This window comes from Bifidobacterium choloepi, from assembly GCF_010667615.1.
GTDB lineage: Bacteria > Actinomycetota > Actinomycetes > Actinomycetales > Bifidobacteriaceae > Bifidobacterium > Bifidobacterium choloepi.
Genome location: NZ_VYSG01000004.1, coordinates 51,073 through 74,854, shown reverse-complemented (window position 1 = coordinate 74,854; position 23,782 = coordinate 51,073). Strand labels below are relative to the sequence as shown.

At 65.6% G+C, this 23,782-nt stretch carries 16 protein-coding genes; 10 read left to right on the top strand and 6 right to left on the bottom strand.

The window, feature by feature from the left end; genetic code table 11:
* Positions 1-402: 402 nt before the first annotated feature.
* The 4 genes from F6S87_RS07925 (at position 403) to F6S87_RS07910 (ending at position 6,575) form a co-directional block, all read left to right on the top strand.
* The gene (locus tag F6S87_RS07925) at positions 403-2,313 is read left to right on the top strand and encodes a cellulase family glycosylhydrolase (RefSeq protein WP_163228121.1); all 1,911 of its coding nucleotides are present in this window, start codon (positions 403-405) and stop codon (positions 2,311-2,313) included.
* A gap of 15 nt (positions 2,314-2,328) precedes the next feature.
* A complete protein-coding gene (locus tag F6S87_RS07920) occupies positions 2,329-4,425 on the top strand; it encodes a beta-galactosidase (RefSeq protein ID WP_163228120.1) in 2,097 nt (698 codons plus the stop codon).
* Between the two features lie 397 nt (positions 4,426-4,822).
* A complete protein-coding gene (locus tag F6S87_RS07915) occupies positions 4,823-5,797 on the top strand; it encodes an ROK family protein (RefSeq protein ID WP_163228119.1) in 975 nt (324 codons plus the stop codon).
* Positions 5,798-5,825: 28 nt separating this feature from the next.
* Positions 5,826-6,575, top strand: a complete 750-nt coding sequence (locus F6S87_RS07910; protein WP_163228118.1) for a TetR/AcrR family transcriptional regulator — start codon at positions 5,826-5,828, stop codon at positions 6,573-6,575.
* A 5-nt stretch (positions 6,576-6,580) separates the two neighbouring features.
* Here F6S87_RS07910 and F6S87_RS07905 read toward each other — a convergent pair whose 3' ends face one another.
* From F6S87_RS07905 to F6S87_RS07885, 5 genes are all read right to left on the bottom strand, one after another.
* Positions 6,581-7,405: an alpha/beta hydrolase gene (locus F6S87_RS07905; protein WP_163228117.1), complete on the bottom strand. Its 825-nt coding sequence runs from the start codon at positions 7,403-7,405 to the stop codon at positions 6,581-6,583.
* Between the two features lie 524 nt (positions 7,406-7,929).
* Positions 7,930-9,513 (bottom strand): dolichyl-phosphate-mannose--protein mannosyltransferase, encoded by a 1,584-nt coding sequence (locus F6S87_RS07900; protein WP_163228164.1) that lies wholly within the window; start codon positions 9,511-9,513, stop codon positions 7,930-7,932.
* 440 nt (positions 9,514-9,953) lie between these two features.
* Positions 9,954-10,958, bottom strand: coding sequence for a 16S rRNA (cytidine(1402)-2'-O)-methyltransferase (gene rsmI / locus F6S87_RS07895; protein ID WP_163228116.1), 1,005 nt, complete (start codon positions 10,956-10,958; stop codon positions 9,954-9,956).
* Entirely contained in the window at positions 10,951-11,487 is a 537-nt protein-coding gene (locus F6S87_RS08805) for a variant leucine-rich repeat-containing protein (protein WP_231129452.1), read from the bottom strand. The genes rsmI and F6S87_RS08805 overlap by 8 nt, the downstream gene beginning before the upstream one ends.
* On the bottom strand, positions 11,488-12,327 hold the full coding sequence (locus F6S87_RS07885; RefSeq protein WP_163228115.1) for a hypothetical protein: 840 nt from the start codon (positions 12,325-12,327) through the stop codon (positions 11,488-11,490).
* 392 nt (positions 12,328-12,719) lie between these two features.
* Between F6S87_RS07885 and metG the strand changes: the two genes are divergently transcribed.
* The gene (metG, locus tag F6S87_RS07880; RefSeq protein ID WP_163228114.1) at positions 12,720-14,585 is read left to right on the top strand and encodes a methionine--tRNA ligase; all 1,866 of its coding nucleotides are present in this window, start codon (positions 12,720-12,722) and stop codon (positions 14,583-14,585) included.
* A gap of 73 nt (positions 14,586-14,658) precedes the next feature.
* Here the strand turns inward: metG and F6S87_RS07875 are convergent, their stop codons facing one another.
* On the bottom strand, positions 14,659-14,850 hold the full coding sequence (locus tag F6S87_RS07875) for a hypothetical protein (protein WP_163228113.1): 192 nt from the start codon (positions 14,848-14,850) through the stop codon (positions 14,659-14,661).
* Between the two features lie 680 nt (positions 14,851-15,530).
* Here F6S87_RS07875 and F6S87_RS07870 point away from each other — a divergent pair.
* From F6S87_RS07870 to F6S87_RS07850, 5 genes are all read left to right on the top strand, one after another.
* The gene (locus tag F6S87_RS07870) at positions 15,531-17,063 is read left to right on the top strand and encodes a C1 family peptidase (protein WP_407925120.1); all 1,533 of its coding nucleotides are present in this window, start codon (positions 15,531-15,533) and stop codon (positions 17,061-17,063) included.
* A 495-nt stretch (positions 17,064-17,558) separates the two neighbouring features.
* Complete coding sequence (locus F6S87_RS07865; protein WP_163228112.1) at positions 17,559-18,542, top strand: ABC transporter permease; 984 nt, start codon at positions 17,559-17,561, stop codon at positions 18,540-18,542.
* A 175-nt stretch (positions 18,543-18,717) separates the two neighbouring features.
* A complete protein-coding gene (locus F6S87_RS07860; protein ID WP_331270781.1) occupies positions 18,718-19,638 on the top strand; it encodes an ABC transporter permease in 921 nt (306 codons plus the stop codon).
* Positions 19,639-19,657: 19 nt separating this feature from the next.
* Complete coding sequence (locus tag F6S87_RS07855; RefSeq protein ID WP_163228161.1) at positions 19,658-21,889, top strand: dipeptide ABC transporter ATP-binding protein; 2,232 nt, start codon at positions 19,658-19,660, stop codon at positions 21,887-21,889.
* Between the two features lie 28 nt (positions 21,890-21,917).
* Complete coding sequence (locus tag F6S87_RS07850; protein WP_163228110.1) at positions 21,918-23,648, top strand: ABC transporter family substrate-binding protein; 1,731 nt, start codon at positions 21,918-21,920, stop codon at positions 23,646-23,648.
* The last annotated feature ends 134 nt before the right edge of the window (positions 23,649-23,782 follow it).

Genomic DNA, 23,782 nt, shown 5'->3' with positions numbered 1-23,782 from the left:
TACGCCCGAGTACGACGTCCCCTTCCCCCTCCAGTTCTCGTAATTTTCTTGCGTTTTCGGATGATTCTTTTTCTTGTAATGTCACCAGCAAACGCAAGAGAACTACGAAACCTGAGAGGGAAGGGGGAAGTCGTGACCGGGCGTCAGCTTGGCCGAACGGCCTCGAGTGTCCCGGGCACGACTTCCCCCTTCTCTCTCCCACCCGTCAACTATTTCTGACATATGGTGACCGGATCACAGGATTGTGGCAAGCGGGAAGGCGCAATCTGGAATGATGGAGGGATGTCCATTCAGTAACCCTCAAGGAAGAGAGTGACCATGAACGACAACTTTCCACACAATGACGTGCAGGAACGGAAACTTCGGGTTGGACGACGGATAGCGATGGCCGTGGGGGCGGTCATGATTTGCCTGGCCATGAGCGCGCTGACGGGCTGCGGCACGACGGACGCGTCGGAAGCGGCGGTGGACGACGTCGCGGTCGGGGAGGAGATCGACGACGTCGACAAGGACGGCGACGATTCGTCCGACGAGAGCACGCCCACGGACTCGGTCGAATACGCGAAGGCCATGGGCGCGGGCTGGAATCTCGGCAATTCGCTCGATGCCTACTTCACCGACGGCAATGCCGACCTGTACGAGGAATCGTGGAGCAATCCGAAAGTGACGCGGGAGCTCATTCGCGCCGTGGCCGAGAAGGGATACACGACGATCCGCGTGCCGTTCACGGTGGCCAATCGCGAGACCGTGAACGAGAATGCCGGCGATGACGACGTGAAACATGTTATCGAGGCCGACTGGCTGGCGCGCTACAGGGAAGTCGTCGACTGGTGCGTCGACGAGGGCCTGTACGTCATCGTCAACCTCCATCACGACTCGAAGGCCTGGCTCAACGCGTGGAACGGCGACGTGACGGACGAATCGTACCGCCGATTCGGCGATTACTGGACGCAGCTCGCGGCGACGTTCGCCGACGAGCCGGAGCGGGTGAGCTTCGAGACAATCAACGAGCCGCAGTTCGACGGCGGCAGCGACGCCGACAAGCAGGCGTGGCTGGACGAACTCAACGTCGCCGCGGTGAACATCATCCGGGGCACGGCCGGCAACGAGACGCGGAAGATCATCCTGCAGACGCTCGACGCCGACACCGAGACGGCGTGGAAGCTCGAGGGCCTGCGCGACCTGCTGACCGGCGACGGCGCGCTCGCCGGCGACAACAATATCCTCGCGTCGACGCACTACTACGGCGACTGGGTGTACAGTGCGAACCTCGGGCGCACCGGGTTCGACGAGGTGCTGTTCGACAGCGCCGACGGCACGGCGAACGGCGAGCATGACGGCGCCACGCCGCGCACGCGCATCGACGAGTTCTGCGAGCGTATGGACCGCTACTTCACGGCCAATGGAATTGGCGTCGTCGTCGGCGAGTACGGCCTGCTCGCGTACGATTCCTCCGCCTACGACGCGCTCGACGCCGACGATTGCGCCGGCGCGCTGCAGGCCGGCGAGGAGATGAAGTACTACGAATACGCCGGCGCCATGATGCGGGAGCGCGGCTACTCGTACGTGTTCTGGGACAACGGCTCCGGCATCGACCGCACGTCGTTCACGTGGAACAATCCGCTCGTCGGCGCGGTGCTGGAAGCCTCGATTACCGGGCGCTCTTCGACCGCGACGGGCCTCGACACCGTCTACTGGCATGCCGGGCCGACCGCCGACGTCGCGATCCCGCTGACGCTCAACGGCAACGAATTCGCCGGCATCGCCGGGCTGACGGAAGGCAAGGAGTACTCGTACGATGCCGCGTCGTCCACCGTGACGCTCGCCAAGTCGTACGTCGCCGGACTGTACGACGCGAAGGGAGAGGCCGGACGGCTGGCCGACCTGACGTTCCAGTTCAGTGACGGCGCCGACTGGCACCAGTACCTCGTGCGCTGGGACTGGGCGTATGCCGAGTCGTGGCGCGGCGTGAGCGGCACGACCGGCGGCGGCATCGAGATCCCGGTGATGTTCAGCGGCAACGAAGTCAAGAGCGTGCAGGCGACGGACTCCTCGGGAAACACTGTCGGACCGAATTCGGGCTGGTGGCCGTGGCTGCAGAACGGCGAATCGTTCGCCGTCCGGTACGACTCGGCCGACCGGCTGACCGGCACGATCACGCTGACGCCGTCGTTCCTCGGCAGCCTCGGCGACGGCACCTACTCGTTCAAGGTGCTGTGCCAGGTCGTCGACGCCGCCGACAGCTATCAGGACACGATGGACATGACCATCACCATCAGCGGCGGCAACGTGACGCTGGTGCACGAAGAATAGAAAGGAAGCAACACCATGCTGTATGGCGGTGACTGGAATCCGGAGCAGTGGCCGGAGGAGACGTGGGAGCATGATCTCGAGCTGCTCGAGCAGGCCGGCGTCAACGAGGCGACAATCAACGTGTTCTCGTGGGGGCTGCTGCAGCCGGACGAGGAGACGTATGACTTCTCGATGCTCGACCGGATCGTCGAACTGCTCGACCGCCACGGCTTCTCGATCGTCATGGCGACCGGCACCGCCGCCATCCCGGCATGGATGGCCCGGCAGTATCCCGGCGTCATGCGCACCGGCATCGACGGCCGCCGCCAGCTGTTCGGCGGCCGGCACAACTTCTGCCCGTCGTCGCCGGACTACCGCCGGTTCGCGGCCGGGCTCGCGTCGCTCGTCGCCGAACGGTACGTCGGCGACGAGCACGTCGTTGCCTGGCATGTCAACAACGAGTACGGCAACGGCGGCGGCTACTGCTACTGCGAGCGCTGCGCCGTCGAGTTCCGCGAGTGGCTGCGCAAGAAGTACGGCACGATCGACCGGCTCAACGAGGCATGGTGTATGAACTTCTGGAGCCACACGCTGCACGATTGGGACGACGTCGTCCCGCCGGTCCTCGCCGGCGACGCGATGGGCCCCGACAAGTGCGTGATCTCCGGCCTGCAGATGGACTATCGCCGCTTCCAGGGCGACCAGTTCCTCGACTGCTTCCGGCTCGAGCGCGACGCCATCCGCCGGTTCGATCCGGTAGTCGACAGCGACGGAGGAATCGTGCACGATTCTTCCTCCGATGTCGCCACCCGCCAGCCCAGGCCGATCACGACGAACCTGATGGGCACGTTCAAGGATTTCGACTATTTCCAGTGGGGTCGCGAAATGGACGTCGTGAGCTGGGACAACTATCCCGGCATGACGACGCCGCCGAGCTTCACGGCGATGGTGCACGACCTGATGCGCGGCGTCGGCGGCGGCAAGCCGTTCATGCTGATGGAGCAGACGCCGAACCAGCAGAACTGGTTCCCGTACTGCAAGGTCAAGGAGCCGGGCGAGGTCGCCAAGCTCAGCTGGCAGGCCGTCGCCCACGGCGCGTCGACGGTGCAGTTCTTCCAGCTCAGGCAGTCGCGCGGCGGTTGCGAGCGGTTCCACGGCGCCGTCATCGGCCATGACGACTCGTCCCGCTCGAGGACGTACCGCGAAGTCGCGAAGCTCGGCGCGGCGCTCGCCGATAGCCCCGTCGCGGCCGCGCTGTCCGACATTGGCGCCGCGAGCGCCGGCGTCCATGCCGACGTCGCGATGATGTTCGACTGGGACAGCTACTGGTCGCTCGAGGGCTGCGTCGGCCCGACGCAGGGCCTGCGCTATCCCGACGAAGTCCACCGGTTCTACGAGCCGTTCTGGGAGCGCCACGTCGCCGTCGACTTCATCCCGAGCACGACGCCGGCGAGCGAGCTGGCTCGATATCGGGTTGTTGTCGCGCCGGCGATGATCGTCGTCAAGCCGGGAGTGGCGTCCGCGCTGGGCGAGTATGTTCGCGGCGGCGGCCGGTTCGTCACCGGCTACATGGCCGGGCTGCACGACGAGCACGACCTGATCGTTCCCGGCGGCTATCCGGGCGAACTGCGTCCGCTCGTCGGCGCATGGGTGGAGGAAATCGACGCGCTGGCGCCCGACGAGGCGATCCCGGTGGTGCCGGTCGGCCCGGGCGAATCGTGCCATGCGAACGATGCCTCCGGCGCGGCGACGACCGGCGACGTGCCGGCGACGAGCGGCGGCATCGTCGCGTCGATCATCGAGCCCGAAGGCGCGGCGACGCTGGCCGTCTACGGCGGCGACCGGTTCTATGCCGGCACGCCGGCCGTCACGAGGAACGTCGTTGGCGACGGTGCCGTGACGTTCGTCGGCACCGCGCTCGCCGCCGACGGCATGCAGGCCGTCCTCGACTCGGTCATGGCCGACGCCGGCGTCACCGGCACGGCAACCTCCGACGGCGAAGCGGCTCCCGACGGCGTCGAGGTGAGCTGCCGCCACCTGCCCGACGGTCGCACGGCCACGTTCGCCATCAACGTCACCGACCAGCCGGTGGGCGACTTCGCGCCGTTCGAAGTGAGAACGTCGCTGGAGTAATTTCTCCCGGATGCCACGCGGAAATCCCCTGGAAGGGGATCGCCGAGCGGCATGGCCGCGAAGCGAGGGATCGACCTACGGAACGCAACCTCGCGTTCCGGCGCGCACTCCGCCTTCGGCGGTCGTGCGGTCGACCCTCAGTCGGCTTCGCCGACAGCTCCCTTCCAGAGAGCTTCTCTCCCGGATCTCACGGATGTAGCAAACCCGAGCTGGCAGCTCGGGTTTGTGGCATCCGGACATATAATTCCCCTCCGGGGACTCCTTTCTGACATATCAGTAGACGCATGTTGGGAAGAGGGTATATAACGGCGTGAGTGGTGTGGCGCGGGGATCGTCTGGGTATAGTTATTTATATAGTTATCAATAAGGATAATTTTCGTTGACGGAAGGGGCGGCGATGGCGGCGGTCAGGAAGGCGACGGGCGGATCGACGGCGAGCGAGCATGTGCTGGCGTTCGAAGTCGGCATGAATTTCACGAGATACGCGCTGTTCACGAACGGCAGGATCGGCATCCCCGGGACGATCGCGACGCCGACCGACAGCGTCGACTCGTTCTACGACGCGCTCGTCGACGTCGCGAAGAAGCAGGCGGCGACGCTCGCGCGCACCGGCGGCAAGATCGACGGCATCACGTTCAGCATGCCGGGCTTCATCGACACGAAGAAGCAGGAAGCCGTGACGGCCGGCGCGCTCGCGATGCTGTATCGCCACCGGATCGGCGAGGAGCTCGCCGAGCGGCTCGAGGCGATCGGCGTGACCGGCGGCCCCGACGACGAGCAGATTCCGTCGTGGATCGAGAACGACGCGAACTGCGCGGCGATGGCCGAGAAAATGTCCGGCAACGCGCAGAAACTCGACGATTTCGTGCTGCTCACCGTCGACACCGGTCTCGGCGGCGCGCTGTTCCTCGACGGCAAGATCCGCCGCGGCAAGGACTGGCGCGCCGGCGAATTCGGCATGATGGTCACGAACTACGGCGTCGCCGGCATGCTGCCGCTGCACGACTTCGTCTCGACGCTGCGGCTGTCGGAAGACTACGCGGAGGCGTTCGACGAGCCGTCCGGCAACGTGCTGCCGAGCACGCTGTTCAAGCACCTGGACGATCCCGTCGTGAAGGGCATCGTCGAGCGGTGGGTCGACTACATCGCCGTCGGCATCTTCAACGTCGTCGTCACCGTCGACCCGGAAGTCGTGCTGATCGGCGGCTCGATCGCCCGCGAGCCGGCGCTGATCCCGATGATCGAGACGGCGCTCGCGAAGAACAAGGACTGGAAGGACTTCCGCACGTCGGTCAAGCGCTGCCGTCACTCCGGCAACGCCGGCCTGATCGGCGCCTACTACGCGTTCGCGACGGAAGTGCTGGGGAAGTAGCAAGACAGGAACGGAGGAATCGTTCGGCATGACGTTGGCATCTTGGGAGCCTTTCCTGACGGCGACGAGTCCGGCGGCCGATCAGGTGCTCAACGGCACGCGGCCGTCCGGCGGCGACGAGCCGGCGAAACGCAAGCGGATGAGCACCGAGGAGCGGCACCTGCAGATCCTGCGCACGGCGGCGAAGATCATCTCCGTCAAGGGCTACTGGGGCCTGAGCCTGCAGGACATCGCCGACGAGATCGGCATCAGCGAGGCGGCGCTGTACCACTACATCGACTCGAAGGAGGACCTGCTGAACCTGGTCCTCTCGGAAAACTACGACACGACCGAGGCGACGCAGTTCAGCGCGCTCAACGCGTCGACGCTCGGCCCCGACGGCCAGCGCATCTACTTCTTCCCGCGCTACTGCCTGAACACCTTGCTGTACAACGTGCAGCGGCCGGAGATGGCGCAGCTGTACTGCGTGCTCAGTGGCGAGGCGCTCAATCCGGAGCATCCGGCGCACCAGTTCTTCACGGCGCGGCACATCCGCAACTGGGAGCTCGTCGGCTCGATCAACTGGCTGCTGCCGCCGTCGGTCGACGAGGATCGGCTCTACGACCTGTACACGCTCGTCACCAGCGCCGCCGACGGCCTGCAGTCCCGCTGGCTCGCCGACGACGGCATCAACCCGGTCGAGGAATGGCTCAACTTCTCCGACCTCATCTTCCCGGAAGACACGTGGGCCGGCTTCCGCGACCCGTCGGAAATCCTGAACGATTCTCCCGTAGACTAGGCCGGTCAGTCCAGCGTGCGGTGCAGCCAGTCGATGCTCAGGGAGAACCAGCTCTGGACACAGGGCTCGACGGCTTCGGGGTTGCCTTGCCAGGCGGTCTCGATCGTGCCGAGGGACAGGCCGTGGCCGCCGTGCGGATAGAGGTGCGCCTCGACCGGGACGTCGGCGGCGTGGCAGGCGGCGATCAGCTGGAGCGTGTTCTCGACCGGCACCGTGTCGTCGGTGACGGTATGCCAGACGAAGACCGGCGGCGTCTTCGCGTCGATGTGCTTCTCGATCGAGACGGCGTCGAGGGCGGACGAATCGTTCTTGTTCTTGTCGCCGAGCAGCGCGTCGAAGCTGCCACGATGCGCGAACTCGCCGGCCGTGACGACCGGATACGCGAGCAGCAACGCGGCCGGACGCAGTTCGTCGGGATCGTAGCCGTACTGCCGCTCGACGTCGTCGCCGGCGCTCGTTGCGAAGTTCGCGGCGAGGTGGCCGCCGGCGGAGAAGCCGACGACGGCGATCCTGTCGGCGTCGACGTGCCACTCGACGGCGTTGTCGTGCAGCAGCCGCATCGCCGCGGCGACTTCCAGCAGCTGCGTCGGGTACGTCGACGGGCTGCAGGAGTAGTGCAGCACGAACGCGTTGAAGCCGGCGGCGAGGTACTGGATGGCGATCGGCTCGGCCTCGCGGTCGCTCGTCATTTCGTAGCCGCCGCCGGGCAGGATCAGCACCGTCGGCCGCGTGCGCTTGACGTCGATCTCCGGACTGTTCGACGGCACGTAGCCGAACAGCGTCGCTTCGGTATGGTCGATGCCCTTGACCGGTTCCTCGAAATACAGCATCGTCGCTCCTTTTCGTCACGTCTTTGTTCAACGATTGAATTTGTACAATTTTGTACGATTCTCGCACCGGGACCCAACAACGAACTATAGGTCGCTGTCCCCCATTGCAACTGGAAGAAAGGTGCCGGCTGACAGATGCCGGGCGGTATTTTTCTTCCAGTTCCCAAGCCCAGCTGGAAGAAAGGTGCTGGCTGGAAGTCCCTGACCGTGACTTTCCTTCCAGTTCCGCGCACGAACTGGAAGAAAGGTGCTGGCCGAAGGTTCCTGGCCGTGACTTTTCTTCCAGTTCCCGAGGCCAGCTGGAAGGAAGGTGCTGGCTGGAGGTCCCTGGCCGTGACTTTCCTTCCAGTTCCCAAGCCCAGCTGGAACAGAGGTCATGTTTTGGGAGACGGGCGGTATTTTCCTTCCAGTTCCTCGAGTGAGCTGGAAAAAAGGTCATGGGTTGGCCGGTTCTGACGGTACTTTTCTTCCAGCTGCCAGGACTTTTCTTCCAGCTGCCGGGACAAACTGGAAGAAAAGGGCCGCTAGATCCAGCTCTGGAGCCACATGTGGGCGAGCCAGAAGTCGTAGGGGACGGGCATCGCGGTCCAGATGGGGTAGAAGAACAGCGAGACGAGGCCGCAGATGCCGACGGTGATGCCCCAGACCCACTTCCAGAGCGTGGCGTCGGCGGCCTTGCGGATTTCGTTGAAGACGTAGCAGATCGAGAGGATCATCCACGGCAGGATGACGATCGAGTAGAACGTGAACGTCGTGCGGTTCAGGTACTGCGCCCACGGCAGCCAGCCGCCGATGAAGCCGATCAGCACGGCCCAGATCTTCCAGTCGCCGCGCTTGACGATGGCGATGACGATCGCGATGATCGCGCACAGCGAGCCGAGCCACCAGATGATCGGGTTGCCGAGCGACGTGACGGCGGCCACGCACTGCGTGTTCGGCGACAGCGTGCACAGGCCCTGCGTCGGGACCTTCTCCCAGTAGAAGCTGGTCGGGCGGATCTGCAGCGGCCACGTCAGCGGGTTGGCGCGGTAGGCGTGGTAGACGTCGAGGTGCGTGTGGAAGATCCACATCTCGCGGTGGTATTCGACGAACGAGCGCAGGCCTTCCGGCAGCCACGTGATGCCCTCGCCCGGGTTCTTGGCGGCCCAATCGTGCAAATAGGAATCCGAATGCATGAACCAGTTCGCCCAGCCGGCGACGTAGGTCGCGACGTACAGCGGCAGCATGTAGCAGGCGGCGAGCAGCCCCTCCTTCAGGCCGGCGCCGAACCACGAATAGTAGCCGGCCTCGCGGCGGTTCCACGCGTCCCACAGCACCGACAGCACGGCGAACGCCGCGAAGAAGTAGATGCCCGACCACTTGACGCCGGTGGCCATGCCGAGCAGGAACGTCGCCGCGAGCCGGTACCAGGAGAAGAAGAGCCGCGGGCCCTTCGCCCGGAGCAGGAAGGGACGGGGGGAATCGTTCTTCCTGTTCTTCTTTTTTGAACGATTCGCACGATTCGGCACCCACTCGGCGTCGCGACGACGGCTGTCGATCGCGTACTGTTCCCGCAGGCGGCGCACCGCCCAGTCGCGGTGCATCAGCAGCAGCTGGAACGCGCCGAGCGCCAGCACCATGATGAAGATATCGAGAATGCCGGTGCGGCTCATGACAATGCCGACGCCGTCGATCGACATCAGGATGCCGGCGAGCATGGCGACCGAGACATTGTGGAACAGCCGCAGCACGACGCGGATGAGCAGCAGGATGGCGACGGTGCCGGCGATCGCGCAGCTTGCGCGCCACGCGACGGTGCTGCCGGCGCCGCCGAACAGCTTGAGGCCGAGCGCGATCAGCCACTTGCCGACCGGCGGATGGACGACGTACTCGGCGCTCGGCAGCCAGTTGTCGGTGTTGCCGGACGCGAACAGGTCGTTGACACTGTATTCGGCGCCGTTGAGGAAGACGGTGTCCGGCCAGTTGCGGGCCTCGCCGGTCATCAGCATCGTCCATGCGTCCTTGACGTAGTACGTCTCATCGAAGACGACGGCCTTCGGCTCGCCGAGCCGGAACCAGCGCAGCAGACCGCCGCCGAGCGTGACGAGCAACGTGAACAGCCAGACCATCGCGTTCGAGTACTTCGAGCGGAAACGGCAGGGGGCGGCCCAGTGCGCATGGAAGCGCGCGAGCGCGCCGCGGAAACCGGGCTGCGTCAGGTGCGGATCGGGCTCGTCGTCGTGCCGGTCGCCGCGCTGGCGGCCGGCGACGCCGATGACGCCGGTGATGTCGTGGTCCCGCGAACAGTCGTGCGATCGGACTTCGTGACGGCCGTGGCGCTCGTGTGCGCCCTCGTGCTGTCCGTGCATGACGCGCCCGCCGGCCGCAGTACTCTGCTGCATGCTGAAACCCCTCTCGTCGTCGTGAAGACCACGATACTATTCCGAAGCTCGGAATTTCCGAAAAGGGCGGGGGAATGACCATTCGGGGTGCGTGGCATCGAATCGGGGCTCCCTTTCAGGGCGCCAGGGTCCTTGCCGCGCACTGCGCAATCCTGGGACGAATCGTCCTACTTCATCGCCAGCACGGCGGCGTAGATTTCCTTTTTATTGTGCAGCGAGCCGTCGGGCAGCGGGTGTTCCCTGACGACTTCGGCGATCGCGTCCTTGATGCGCAGGCCGCGGTCGGTCGCGCGCTGCTGGGCGAGGTGCGCGAGGTCGTCGACGCCGATCGGCTGCCAGTCGTCGTCGAGACCGGCGGCGGCCGTGCCGGCGGCGAGCTCCTCGTCGGAGATGCCGGCGACGACGAGCACCATCTCGCCGCGCGGCGGGTCGGTGCGCACCGAGTCGGCGACGCTGCCGACGGTGCCGCGGCGCACCTGCTCGTAATCCTTCGTCAGCTCGCGGCACAGCGCCATCGGCCGGTCGGGGCCGAAGACTTCCAGCAGCGCGGCCATCGAGTCGTCGATGCGGTGGACCGTCTCGTAGAACACCATCGTGCGGCGCTCGGCGCGCAACGAGCGCAGGTGGGCGATCCGGTCGGAATGCTTGCGCGGCAGGAACCCCTCGTAGCAGAAGCGGTCGGTCGGCAGGCCGGACAGCGCGAGGGCGTCGAGGACGGCGGACGGTCCCGGCGCGCAGGTGACCGGCAGGTCGCGCTCGATCGCGCGGCGCACGATCGCGACGCCGGGATCGTTGATCGTCGGCATGCCGGCGTCGGAGACGACGAGCACCGTCGCGCCGGCGGCGACGTCGTCGAGCAGCCGGTCGGCCTTCTCGCGTTCGTTGTGGTCATGATTGGCGACGACCCGTCCGCCGACATGCACGCCGAGCCGGTTCGCCAGCGCGTAGAGCCGGCGCGTGTCCTCGGCCGCGACGATGTCCGCGTGCTCGAGCAGCGCGACGAGCCGCGCCGAGGCGTCCCCGGTGTTGCCGATCGGCGTCGCCGCGAGCACCACCGTGCCGCGGGGAATCGCGACCATGTCGGCGCGGCCCTGCGCCGTGGCGTCGAGTGCGCCCTGCTGCCGGCTGTCGCGTTCCTGGTCATTCTGTTCGTTGATGTCCGCCTCAGTCATGCTCACCAGTATATTTTCCAGACAGTAAGTCCGCCCGCTCCTCAAGCGAGTCGAGCAGGAGCGTCAGGGCTTCCCTGACACCGGGGCCGCCGGCCTGGGAGATGAACTCGAGCAGCGAGGCGCTCGCGGCCGGATTGGCGACGATCCAGCGGCGCAGTTCCGGCTCGTCCCTCGCCAGTTGCCACAGCAGCGACGGATCGGTCGCCGGATCGCAGGCCATCAGCGGCGTCGGCACGAGCGGGGGCGCCGGCGGCGACAGTTCGCGCCGTCCGGCGGCGAGCCGTCGGGCCGCCGGCGACGTGCCGCCGGGGCCGTCGTCGAAGTCGCCGCCGCATGGCCGGCCGAGGTGGCCGGACGTCAGCCGGCCCTCCCTGAGCCGCGCCTCCACCTCCGGATTGCCGGCGGCGTGACGGCCGCGGCCGCCGCGCCGGCTGCGCCGTGCGTGCGGGCGTCCGGAGCAGCGAAGGCCGTCGCGGTCGCCGTGACGGTCCGCGGCGGGCGACTGGTCGCGGGAATCGTCGCCGTCCATTCACGCTCCTTCCGCGAAGTCGGCGCGGCGAGCCTCGTCGGCGAGGCCGATCAGCGAACGGGCGTGCTCGGCCTGCCGGACGTTCGGGTTCGCGTGCAGCATCGCCAGGCATTCGTCGACGGCGACGTCGAACCGTCGCATCAGCGCCGACAGCACCGGCCCGACCGACGCCGCCTCGGCGCCGTCGAGCGGCAGCAGCGCGAGGTCGCAGACGGTGCGCGCCGGCGACGTCAGTACCAGCCGGCCGATGGCGACGAACTGCCCGTCGGGAATCCTGCGCTCCGTGCAGTGAACCCGCCGGCCGTGAATCGACCCGTGAAACCGGCTGTTCGACCACAGGTCGAGATCGTCGGGAAACTCGCCGCCGTTCCAGACCCACGCCGCCGTCCGGCCGCAGGCGCGCAGCGTCCGCGTGCCGATGACGTCGGCGACGATCGCCGCGCGGCCGAACAGCGTCGCGCCGTCGTCGGCGACGTACGCGCTGTGCCCGTCGAGCGGCGTCAGCACGCCGTGCCGCCGCAGATAGTCGTAGCTCAGCTTGCCGGGCAGCCGGTCGACGGCGACGACGCTCGGCTCCGCCGGCTCGTCGCCGATTGCCCAGCCGTCGGCGCCGTCGGACGCCGCCGGACCGGGCACGATTCCCGCGCCGGACGCCGCGCCGAATTGCACGACGTTCGCATCCGGCGCCCGGAGTTCCGCGGGAAACGTCGTCGCCCGTGCCCGATCCGGCTCCAGCTCGAACAGCGCCGGCTGCTCGACGCCGCCGGCGCGAGCCGCCCCGCGGTCGCCACGCGCGCCGTTGCCGCGACCGCCGCCTTGAAGGTTCCTGTGCTTGGTCATGGCAGGTCACGCTAGGACCCGATCCGGCCCCCGGCAACGAATGCGCCGGCGGAATGTGGAAAAGTGGACGCCTCGCCCGCATCCGCAGCCCCAATGTGAAGACTCGCGGCCGGAATGTGGAAAATCGTGCCGCTTTCCACATCACCAGGTTCCCCGGAAGGGGGCTGTCGGCGAAGGTGGCTGAGGGTCGACTTGCGGAGCCCGGCCAGTTCATTCCGCAAGCCGGCCCTCGCTTCGCGGACGCGCCGCCCGGCGAGCCCCTTCCGGGGGATTGCGAAGGCGTTGCCAACCCGGACCCGGGGCCCGGGTTGGCGACATGCGGGGAAGAACCGGGGCGGCGGGACGGGAACGCCGTGGCGAATAGTCCGGATGCAACCGGATAATCGTGCATTATGAGTCATGTTTTGGTGAATGTTGCGTGGCCGTACGCGAACGGTCCCCGTCATATTGGTCATGTCGCCGGCTTCGGCGTCCCGTCGGACGTCTATGCGCGGTACGAACGCATGAAGGGCAACGACGTCCTGATGGTGTCCGGCACCGACGAGCACGGCACCCCGATCCTCGTCGAGGCGGACAAGGAAGGCGTCAGCGCGCAGGAGCTCGCCGACCGCTACAACCGCGTCATCGCCAACGACCTGTGCAACCTCGGCCTGAGCTACGACCTGTTCACCCGCACGACGACGAAGAACCACGAGCTCGTCGTCCAGGAGATGTTCCGCCAGTGCCTCGAGAACGGCTACATCTACAAGGGCACGCAGCAGGTGGCCATCTCCCCGTCGACCGGCCGCACGCTGCCGGATCGTTATATCGAGGGCACCTGTCCGATCTGCGGCGCCGACGGCGCCCGCGGCGACCAGTGCGACAACTGCGGCAACGAACTCGACCCCGACGAACTGATCAACCCCGTCTCGAAGATCAACGGCGAGACGCCGATCTTCCAGGAGACCGAACACTTCTTCCTCGACCTGCCGGCGCTCGCCGACGCGAACCTCGCGATGCTCAAGAGCCGCGAGGGCTGGCGCACGAACGTCATGAACTTCTCCGTCGGCCTGTTCAAGGACGTCAAGCCGCGCGCGATCACCCGCGACATCGACTGGGGCATTCCGGTTCCGGAGCCGGGCTGGATCGACAACCCGAACAAGCGACTGTACGTCTGGTTCGACGCCGTCATCGGCTACCTGTCCGCGTCGATCGAGTGGGCGCGCCGCAAGGGCGAGCCGGATGCGTGGCGCAAGTGGTGGAACGACCCGACCACCCCCGGCTACTACTTCATGGGCAAGGACAACATCACGTTCCACTCCCAGATCTGGCCGAGCGAGATCATCGCCTACAACGGCGACGGCTCGAAGGGCGGCAAGGCCGGCGAGCTCGGCCCGCTCAACCTGCCGGAGCAGGTCGTCGCCTCCGAGTTCATGACGATGGAAGGCAAGAAGTTCAGCTCCTCGCGCGGCATTGTCATCTACGTCAAGGACATCCTCGACCGCTACCCGGTGGACGCCGTGCGCTACTACATCTCGGTCGCCGGTCCGGAAAGCTCCGACTCCGACTTCACGTGGTCGGAGTTCGTGCGCCACAACAACGAGGAGCTCGCGTCGTCGTGGGGCAACCTCGTCAACCGCGTCGCCAACCTCATCCACAAGAACTTCGGCGAGATCCCGGCGCTCGACGAATCGAAGATGACCGACGAGGACCGCGCGCTGCTCGCCGAGACCGCCGCCGCGTTCGACGCCGTCGGTACTTCCATCGAGCATCACCGCCAGAAGAACGCGCTCAACGAGGCGATGAAGGTTGTCGGCGACATCAACAAGTACATCTCCGCCACCGAACCGTGGAAGATCAAGGACGACCCGGCGCGCCTCGGCACCGTCCTGCACGTCGCCGCGCAGGCCGTCTCCGACGCCAACCACCTGCTCGCGCCGTTCCTGCCGCACTCGGCGCAGAAGGTCTGGGAAGCGCTCGGCGGCACCGGCACGTTCTCGCCGCTGCCGCACATCGAGGAGGTCGAGGACCTCGACAAGCCCGGCTTCCACTACCCGGTCATCACCGGCGACTACGTCCTCGGCGAGAACGTCCATCCGTGGAAGAGCGAGCCGATCGTCGTCGGTGCGCCGGTCGCCAAGCCGTCGCCGATCTTCGCGAAGATCCCGGCCGAGGCCGTCGACGAGGAACTCGCCCGCTTCGAGTCCGAGCTCGCCGCCCGCCAGCAGGCCGAAGCCGAACGACTCGCCAGCGAAAAGGCCAAGCTCGCCAGCGAGTGAGGCCGCGGCGAGACCGGCCAGGTTCCCGCTTTCCGATGTCGCAAACCCGGGCTGCCAGCCCGGGTTTGCGATGTCATGGGAAGGCGTTTTTATTGCCCGTTTTTTGGCGGGTTTTCGCCCAAAGAATAACAAGTAGCGGATGAAAAATTTCGCGGGGGTGTGGACGGGGGAATCGTTCGAAAGAGAGAAACTGCGGCGAAAATGGCTGAATTTCAACGGTTCCGGCGCCGAATTCTTTCCTAAAAACCGCCAAAAAATCCGTCATCACGCAATCTTTACAACTTCAACAGCGCTTTTTAAGACAGGAGTATCGTCTTTTTCAGGGTCAAGAAGTTTCATAATACATGTCAGCAGTTCAAGGACGGCTGGCGAGGTTCCCCTTCGGAACCCCATAATTGAACCCTTCTTCTCTCTTCTCTCTCTCAGCCGGCGGCCTCTTACCGCCGGCTTTCTCTTTCTTCGGCGGCTTCTCCTTCCGGAGGTTTTTCCGGTGGCTTCTCCGGCGACTTTTCCGGTGGCTTCTCCGGTGGCTCCCCATGACAATTTGGCTGCACCCGCGTCCCCGTGGTTCGTCGGTTCCAGTTCATGCACGGAACTGGAAGAAAGGTGCCGCCCGACGACTGCCGGACAGTATCTTCCTTCCAGTTCCGTGCATGAACTGGAAGCGAGGTGCTGCCCGAGGGGCCGTGGCCGTGACTTTTCTTCCAGTTCCGTGCGCGAGCTGGAAGCAAGGTGCTGTCCGAGGGGCCGTGGTCGTGACTTTTCTTCCAGTTTCGTGCGTGAGCTGGAAGCGAGGTGCCGCCCGAGGGGTCGTGGCCGTGACTTTCCTTCCAGTTGGCGGGGGCGATTGGAGATAGGACGGCAGGGGGAGCGCCATCCGGGCGCGGTGTAGTGTGTGAATCGTATGAACACCGCGAAAAATTGACGGAGCGAAAGGGGTTTCGGATGGCGGAAGAAACGAAGCCGGCGGACCGGAAGGCCGGGGCGCTGGACGTCGCGAGGATGAGGGAGCTCGGCGGCGAGTTCGGCAACGACAGGGCGAACGTCGTCGCGGCGAACGCGTCGACGACGAACGGCAGCCTGAAGGCGGCGACGAGCTTCGCCGGCGAGCGGGCGCTGCCGCGCACGTTCAACACCGAGCTGAAGATGGCGTCGATCACCAACCAGCGGCAGTCCGGCCGCTGCTGGATGTTCGCCGGCCTGAACATGCTCAGCTACGAACTCATGCACGCCTGGAATCTCGACAACTTCGAGTTCTCGGAAACGTACCTGTACTACTGGGTGACGCTCGAGAAGGCGAACATGTATCTCGAGTATGTCATCGAGACGATCGACGAACCGTCCGACAGCCGCGTCTTCCAGACGATCAACGAGGAGCCGGGCGCCGACGGCGGCTGGTGGCAGCTGTTCGCCGACCTCGTTGCGAAGTACGGCCTGATGCCGAAGGACGCGTTCCCGGAGTGCGCAAACTCGATGGATTCGGGCGCGTTCAAGCAGTACCTGGGCCGCAAGCTGCACATCTTCGCGGCCGAGCTGCGCAAGGCGCGCGCCGCCGGCGCCGACGTCGACGTGCTGCGCGGCATGAAGGACGACGACATGACCGTCGTGCAGCGCATGGTCGCGATCAATCTCGGCATTCCGCCGGAGAAGTTCGACGTGCTGCTGCGCGTGAAGGACGGATCGGACGACGACAAGAAGAACGATTCGTCCGCCAGGACGGGCGCGAACTCCAGCGCTGCCGCCGACGCGACTGCCGACGGTGCCGATGCCAACGCGAAGGCGGCCGCCGACGAGGCCGATGCGCTCGGCACGCCGAAGAACGGCACCGACGAGCGCAAGCAGCTCGTCGAGCACGGCATCGCGCCGCGGGAATTCGTCAAGAAGTACGTGCCGTGCGACATCCACGACTTCGTGCAGCTGTGCAACTGCCCGATGGAATCGACGCCGTACTACAAGCGCTACGCGATCAAGTACAGCCGCTCGATCGCCGACGCCGAGGACATCACGTTCCTCAACCTGCCGCTCGACGTGTTCCGCAAGGCCGCCGTCGACCAGCTCAAGGCCGGCCATCCGGTGTACTTCTGCTGCGACTGCCACCAGTTCGCGCTGCGCAAGGAAGGCTACTTCAGCCAGGACGTCGTGCGCGTCGACCAGCTGTATGGCACCGACTTCGCGCTCGACAAGGCCGATTCGCTCGAGTACTTCGAGTCGCCGAGCAACCACGCGATGGCGATCACCGGCGTCGAGGTTGGCGACGACGGCGAGCCGTTGCGCTGGAAGATCGAGAACAGCTGGGGCGAGGACAACGGCGAGAAGGGCTTCTACGTCGCCTCCGCCGACTGGTTCGACTCGTTCGTCAACGAGATCATCATCAAGAAGGACTACCTCGACGACAAGGCGCTGGCGGCGCTGGCCGAGCCGGCCGTGGAGATCGAGCCCTGGGCTCCGCTCTCGCTGGCCTGCGGCATGAGCGACTGAGGCCGCCGGCGGGCTCCCGCCCGCGGGTTCCTGCCCGTGGGCTTTCGCCGGCGGGCTCGTGCCGAGAGGACTCCTGCCAGTGGGAACTACTGCCGGCGGGACCTCCCCTGGCGGGAATCAAGTTTCCGCACGGGGCCGCATTTCCGCATGCCGCCATTCCGGGATCCGATTCCGGAATGGCGACATGTTTTTATTTTCATGCACTTTTGATTTTTATGCACAAATGCCTAATTAATTTGTGAAAAATGATGCATAGAATTTTGAAAAGATTCTGTCTAATTTAACAAGTTATAAAAATATTTTATAACAAAATTATCTTACTATTCGAACAAAAATTGAATTCGCTTTTTCGTCGGAATATCAAGGTCAATCAAGTTCCGACGATGCGCCTCTTCCTCTCCACGGAGTGCATGACGGTCGGGCCGGTCGCCGGGGGAGTTGAGAGACCCCCGGAGCGACAGGGGGAATAAGGGGAGAAGTGGGGCTGCAAGGCGAATGATCAAGTATATCCTCAAACGGCTCGCGAACTACGTCGTCATGCTGTTCGTGGCCGTGTCGATGACGTATTTCCTGGCGAGCGCGTTCATGAATCCGCGTTCGAACTACATGTCAAGGCATCCCGCGCCGCCGGAGGCGTCGATCAACCGTTCGCTCGACAACGCCAACATCAACGACCAGACGCCGGTCATCCTGCGCTACCTGCGCTGGCTCAAGGGCGTCGTCACGAAGTGGGACTGGGGGCTGGCGCCCGACCAGTCGCCGGTCGGCTCGGCCGTCGCCACGCGCATCTCGGCGTCGGTGCAGCTCGTCACGATCGGCACCATCCTGTCGATCGTCATCGGCGTCGCGATCGGCGTCTACACGGCCATCCGCCAGTACAAGTGGCAGGACCGCACGCTCAACGCCATCGCGACGTTCTTCCTCGTCGTGCCGACCGCCGTCCTCGGCCTGTTCGTCGTGTTCGGCGCCATCTGGCTCAACAACGCCACCGGCACGCGCCTGTTCTACGTCACCGGCCTGCATTCGTACGGCGGCTCGAATCCCTGGGGCTACGTCGTCGACTTCCTGCAGCACATCATCCTGCCGACGATCGTGCTGACGATTCCCGGCGTCGTCGGCTATCACCTGACCCAGCGCACGTACCTGCTGGACACGATGAACGCCGACTACGTGCGCACGGCCCGCGCCAAGGGCCTGACGCTCAACCAGGCCATCCGCAAGCACGCGCTGCGCACGTCGCTGATCCCGACCTGCGTCAACGTCGCGTTCTCGATCGCCGGCGTCTTCACCGGCGCCGTCATCACCGAGACGGTCTTCGCGATCAACGGCCTCGGCCGCTACTTCGTGACGACGATCAACAACAACGACATCAACGGCGCCGTCTGCATCGCCGCGTTCGGCGGCGCCTGCACGCTCGGCGGCGCGCTGCTCGCCGACATCGCCTCGGCGTGGCTCGACCCGCGCATCCGTCTCGGGTAGCTCTCTTTTCGTGTCACCAGCCCGAGCTGCGAGCTCGGGCTGGTGACACGAAAAGAGAGCCCCGGACGCCATTTCAAGACTCCGGAACTTCAAGACCTCAGGACTTCAAGACTTACCGACCACCAACACCAACACTTCAGCAACGAAAGCAAAACCCACCACCATGTATGCGGACATGAATAACGATCCGGCCGTCGAAACCGAGGACGGCCGGCTGGAACCCAAGCTCAAGCGCACCGGGCGCATGACACTGTACGTGCGCCGGTTCATGCGCCGGCCATCGGCCGTCGTCGGACTCGTGCTGCTGATCGTGCTTGCGTTCTTCGCGATCTTCGGCAAGTACCTGACGCACTGGACCTACGAGGAGCTCGACTTCCTGTCGCTCGGCACGCCGCCCGACGGCGACCACCTGATGGGCACGACGTCCGGCGGCTCCGACCTGTACGCGATGGTCGTCAGGGGCCTGGGCCGCTCGATGTCGATCGGCATCCTGAGCTCGCTGGCGACGACCGTCATCGCCGCGCTTGTCGGCACGGCGATCGCGTTCTTCGAGGGCTGGTTCGAGAAGGTCGGCATGTGGCTGCTCGACATGCTGCTCGTCGTCCCGTCGTTCCTGCTCATCGCGATGATCGTGCGTTCGGCGTCCGGCACGGCCGGCTGGCTGTGGCTCACGCTTGGCCTGACGGCGTTCGGCTGGATCGGCTACGCCCGCACGCTGCGCACGCTGACGATGAGCCTGCGCGAGCTCGACTACGTCCGGGCGGCGAAGTTCATGGGCGTCGGCTCGCTGCGGATCATCGTGCGCCACCTCATCCCGAATCTCGGCTCGGTACTGATCATCAACACGGTGCTCGGCGTCGTCTCGGCGATCAGCTCGGAAACGTCACTGAGCTTCCTCGGCCTCGGCATCAAGGCGCCGGACACGTCGCTCGGCACGTTGCTCAACGAGGGCCAGTCGGTTATCGTCACGGCGCCGTGGGTCATCATCTTCCCGTCGCTCGTGCTGATCGCGCTGACGTTCAGCATGCAGCTCATCGGCGACGGCCTGCGCGACGCCATCGACCCGTATTCGAAGTCCGCCGGCAAGGCCGAGTGAAGCGACAGGAGACGTCATGATGTTCAGGAAGACAGGAAAAGATTCGGGCGAATCGTCGCCAAGGTTTCGAACGATTCATGCGACCGACGGCCAGTCCGGCAACCCGGTCGACCGCGACGCCGCCGACGGCGAGACCGTGCTGCAGGTGCGCGACCTCAGGGTGAACTTCGCGTCCGAAGCCGGCACCGTCCACGCGGTGCGCGGCGTGAGCTTCGACCTCAGGCGCGGGCAGACGCTCGGCATCGTCGGCGAGTCCGGCTCGGGCAAGTCGGTGACGAGCATGTCGATCATGGGACTGCTCGACTCGAACGCCCACGTGACCGGCTCGATCAGGTTCCACGGCGAGGAGCTGCTCAGCAAGACCGACGCCGAGATGAGCCGGATCCGCGGCGACGGCATCGCGATGGTGTTCCAGGATCCGCTGTCGGCGCTGACGCCTGTCTTCTCGATTGGCGAGCAGATGAAGGAGGCGCTCGTCGTCCACAACCCGAAGATGACGGCCGACGAGGTGCGCCGCCGGTCGATCGAGCTGCTCGCGCTCGTCGGCATCCCGAACGCCGAGGAACGGCTCAAGTCGTATCCGCACGAATTCTCCGGCGGCATGCGCCAGCGCGTCGTCATCGCGATGGCGATCGCGAACAATCCCGACGTCATCATCGCCGACGAGCCGACGACGGCACTCGACGTGACAATCCAGGCGCAGGTCCTCGAGGTCCTGCAGAAGGCGCAGGAGGAAACCGGCGCCGCGCTGATCTTCATCACGCACGACCTCGGCGTCATCGCCGGCAACGCCGACGACATCATCGTCATGTACGCCGGCGCGCCAGTCGAGACGGCGCCGGTCGACAACATCTTCTACGAGCCGGTCATGCCGTACACGATGGGCCTGCTCGGCGCCTGCCCCCGGCCGGACACCGGCCGCGAAGACCGCCTCGTGCCGATCCCCGGCTCGCCGACAAACCTCGTCGACCTGCCGGCCGGCTGCCCGTTCAGCCCGCGCTGCCCGCTCGCCGTTGACGAATGCCGCATGAGCGAACCGGAGCTCGAGGCCGTGCCCGGCCGGCCGGGCCAGCGGGCCGCCTGCCACCGCACCGAATACATCCTCGACCGCAAGCTCACGTACCGCGACGTGTTCCACGTCGGCAAGGCCGTGCCGTCCATCCTCGACGACGTGCCGTACGACGAACGCCGCACCGTCCTCGACGTCCACGACCTCAAGAAGACGTTCCCGCTGACCGGCGGCGGCTTCCTGCGCCGCAGGATCGGCACCGTGCACGCCGTCGACGACGTCAGCCTCGAGGTGCGCGAGGGCGAGACGATGGCGCTCGTCGGCGAATCCGGCTCCGGCAAGTCGACGACATTGCTCGAGATCATGGACCTGAAGCAGCCGGAGGGCGGCACCGTCGAGCTGTTCGGCACGCCCGTCGTCAAGGGCATGCCGCGCGCCGAACGCCGCGAACTGCACGGCCTCGTCCAGTACGTCTTCCAGGATCCGATGAGCTCGCTCGACCCTCGCCTGCCCGTCTACGACATCCTCGCCGAGCCGCTCAAGGTCGCCCGCCTGTCGAAGGAGGACATCAACGACCGCATCGGCGAGCTCATGCGGCTTGTCGAGCTCAACCCCGACCAGGTCGACCGCTTCCCGACGCAGTTCTCCGGCGGCCAGCGCCAGCGCATCGCGATCGCCCGCGCGCTCGCCGTCAACCCGAAGCTCATCCTGCTCGACGAACCGGTCTCGGCGCTCGACGTCTCCATCCAGGCCGGCGTCATCAACCTGCTCGAGGACCTGCAGAACAAACTCGGTGTCGCCTACCTGCTCGTCGCCCACAACCTGTCGGTCATCCGCCACATCTCCACGCACGTCGCTGTCATGTACCTCGGCCACATCGTCGAGAGCGGCGAGACCGAAACGGTGTTCCGGCATCCGCTCCACCCGTACACGCAGGCGCTGCTTAGCGCCGTGCCGGTGCCGGATCCGAAGGTCGAGCGCTCGCGGCACCGCATCGTGCTGCAGGGCGACCTGCCGAGCCCGGTCGAGGAGATCCCCGGCTGCCCGTTCGCCTCGCGCTGCCCGCTGAGGCTGACGCTGCCGGAAGACAAGCGGCGCCTGTGCGACACGGTGCCGCCAAAGCTTGGACACCACGACGGATGGCGACAGCAGGTCGCTTGCCATTTCGTCGAGGAGAGCGCGGTGCGCTACCGCGCGGGAATCGTGCAACGGTCACCCGTGACCGCACGGACAGAAGAATAGAGAACCATCCACCAGGAGAGGGGATACCATGAACGATTCATGGAGAAGGAAGCTGACCGCCGGCGTGGCGGTCGCCGCCGCGTGCGGCATGCTGATCGGCCTCGGCGGCTGCGGTGGCTCGAGCTCGAGCGACGCCGTCGGCGCCGCAGAGCCGGCCGACGGCTTCGCCAACGACTACACCGGCACCTATCCGATGCCGGACGCCAACACCGCCTACAACAATCCGCAGGAGCGCGACAACGTCCAGGACGGCGGCACGCTGACGCTCGCGACGACGTACACGAGCAGCTGGAACTCGTTCTCGGCCGACGGCAACACCAGCGACATGCAGACGCTGTGGAGCTACTACATGCCGCAGCTGTACACGACCGACTTCAGCGGCAACATCACGTGGAACAAGGACTACATCACCGACGTCACGACGGTGAGCGACGATCCGCTCGTCGTCAAGTTCACGATCAACGACAAGGCGAAGTGGAACGACGGCACCGACATCGACTGGACGGCGTTCAGGGCGACGTGGGAAGTCAGCAACGGCAGCAACGACGGCTACAATCCGGCGTCCACCGAGGGTTGGAACCAGATCAAGTCCGTCACCGAGGGCGACAACGCCAAGCAGGCCGTCATCACGTTCTCGCAGCCGTGGTACCCGTGGCAGTCGCTGTTCGGCGGCCTGTACAATCCGGAAGCCGAGGACACGACGACGTTCACGTCCGGCTGGAACGACAACCCGCATAGCGAATGGGGCGCCGGCCCGTGGAAGGTGCAGACGGCCAATGACGACGAAGTCGTCTTCGTGCCGAACGAGAACTGGTGGGGCGACAAGCCGAAGCTGACGCAGGTGACCTACAAGTACATGGAACCCACCGCCGAGCTCAACGCGTTCAAGAACGGCGAGATCGACGCCGTCGAGTTCGCGACGAACACGTCGCTGCAGACCGTCAAGGACACGAAGGACACGCAGATCCGCCTCGGCTACTCGAAGTCCACGAACGTGCTCGTCTACAACGGCAAGTCGACGTTCCTGTCCGACCAGAACGTGCGCAAGGCGTTCGAGCAGGCCTTCGACGGCACGACGTGGACGAAGATCCACTACCAGGGCCTCAACTGGACGCCGAGCGCGCCGGGCTCCGAGCTGTTCCCGGTCTTCCAGGAGGGTTACGAGGACAACCGGCCCGACGTCGCGAAGCAGGTCGATGTCGACGGCGCGAAGAAGACGCTCGAGGCCGACGGCTACACGCTCGGCTCCGACGGCTACTACCAGAAGGACGGCAAGACGCTCGAGGTGCGCTACACGTACTTCGGCGACGCCGCGACCGGCACCGCGCTCGCGAAGGCCTACCAGCAGATGCTGAAGGAAGCCGGCATCAAGGTCGACCTCGACAATCAGGACACGTCGAAGTTCTCCGACGTCATCGGCAGCGGCGACTACGACGTGCTGCCGATGGGGTGGAGCGCGCCGACCCCGTACAGCCAGGTCAACGTGGCCCAGCTCTACGGTTCGGATTCCGACTCGAACTACACGTACGTCGGCAGCGACGAGGTCGACAAGCTCGCCGCCGTGCCGGGCACGATCTCCGACCAGCTCAAGGCCGTAGCCGCCGCGAACAAGGCCGAGAAGGCCGCGCTCGCGCTGTACGGCACCGAACCCGTCGACGTGCCGCCGGCCTTCTTCGCCGTCAAGAAGGGCCTCGCCAACTACGGCCCCGCCGGCTTCACGAGCCTCGACGTCATCAACCTCGGCTGGCAGAAGAGCTGAGCCGATTCCCGTTCGTTCATGCATGTCACATGCATGTCATTGATGCGTGAACGAACGGACAAATAATACTTGGCCGTCGGCCGCCGCCTCCACTTCCTTATTCCTATGGGCGGCGCCGGCGGTCAACCTTTTCC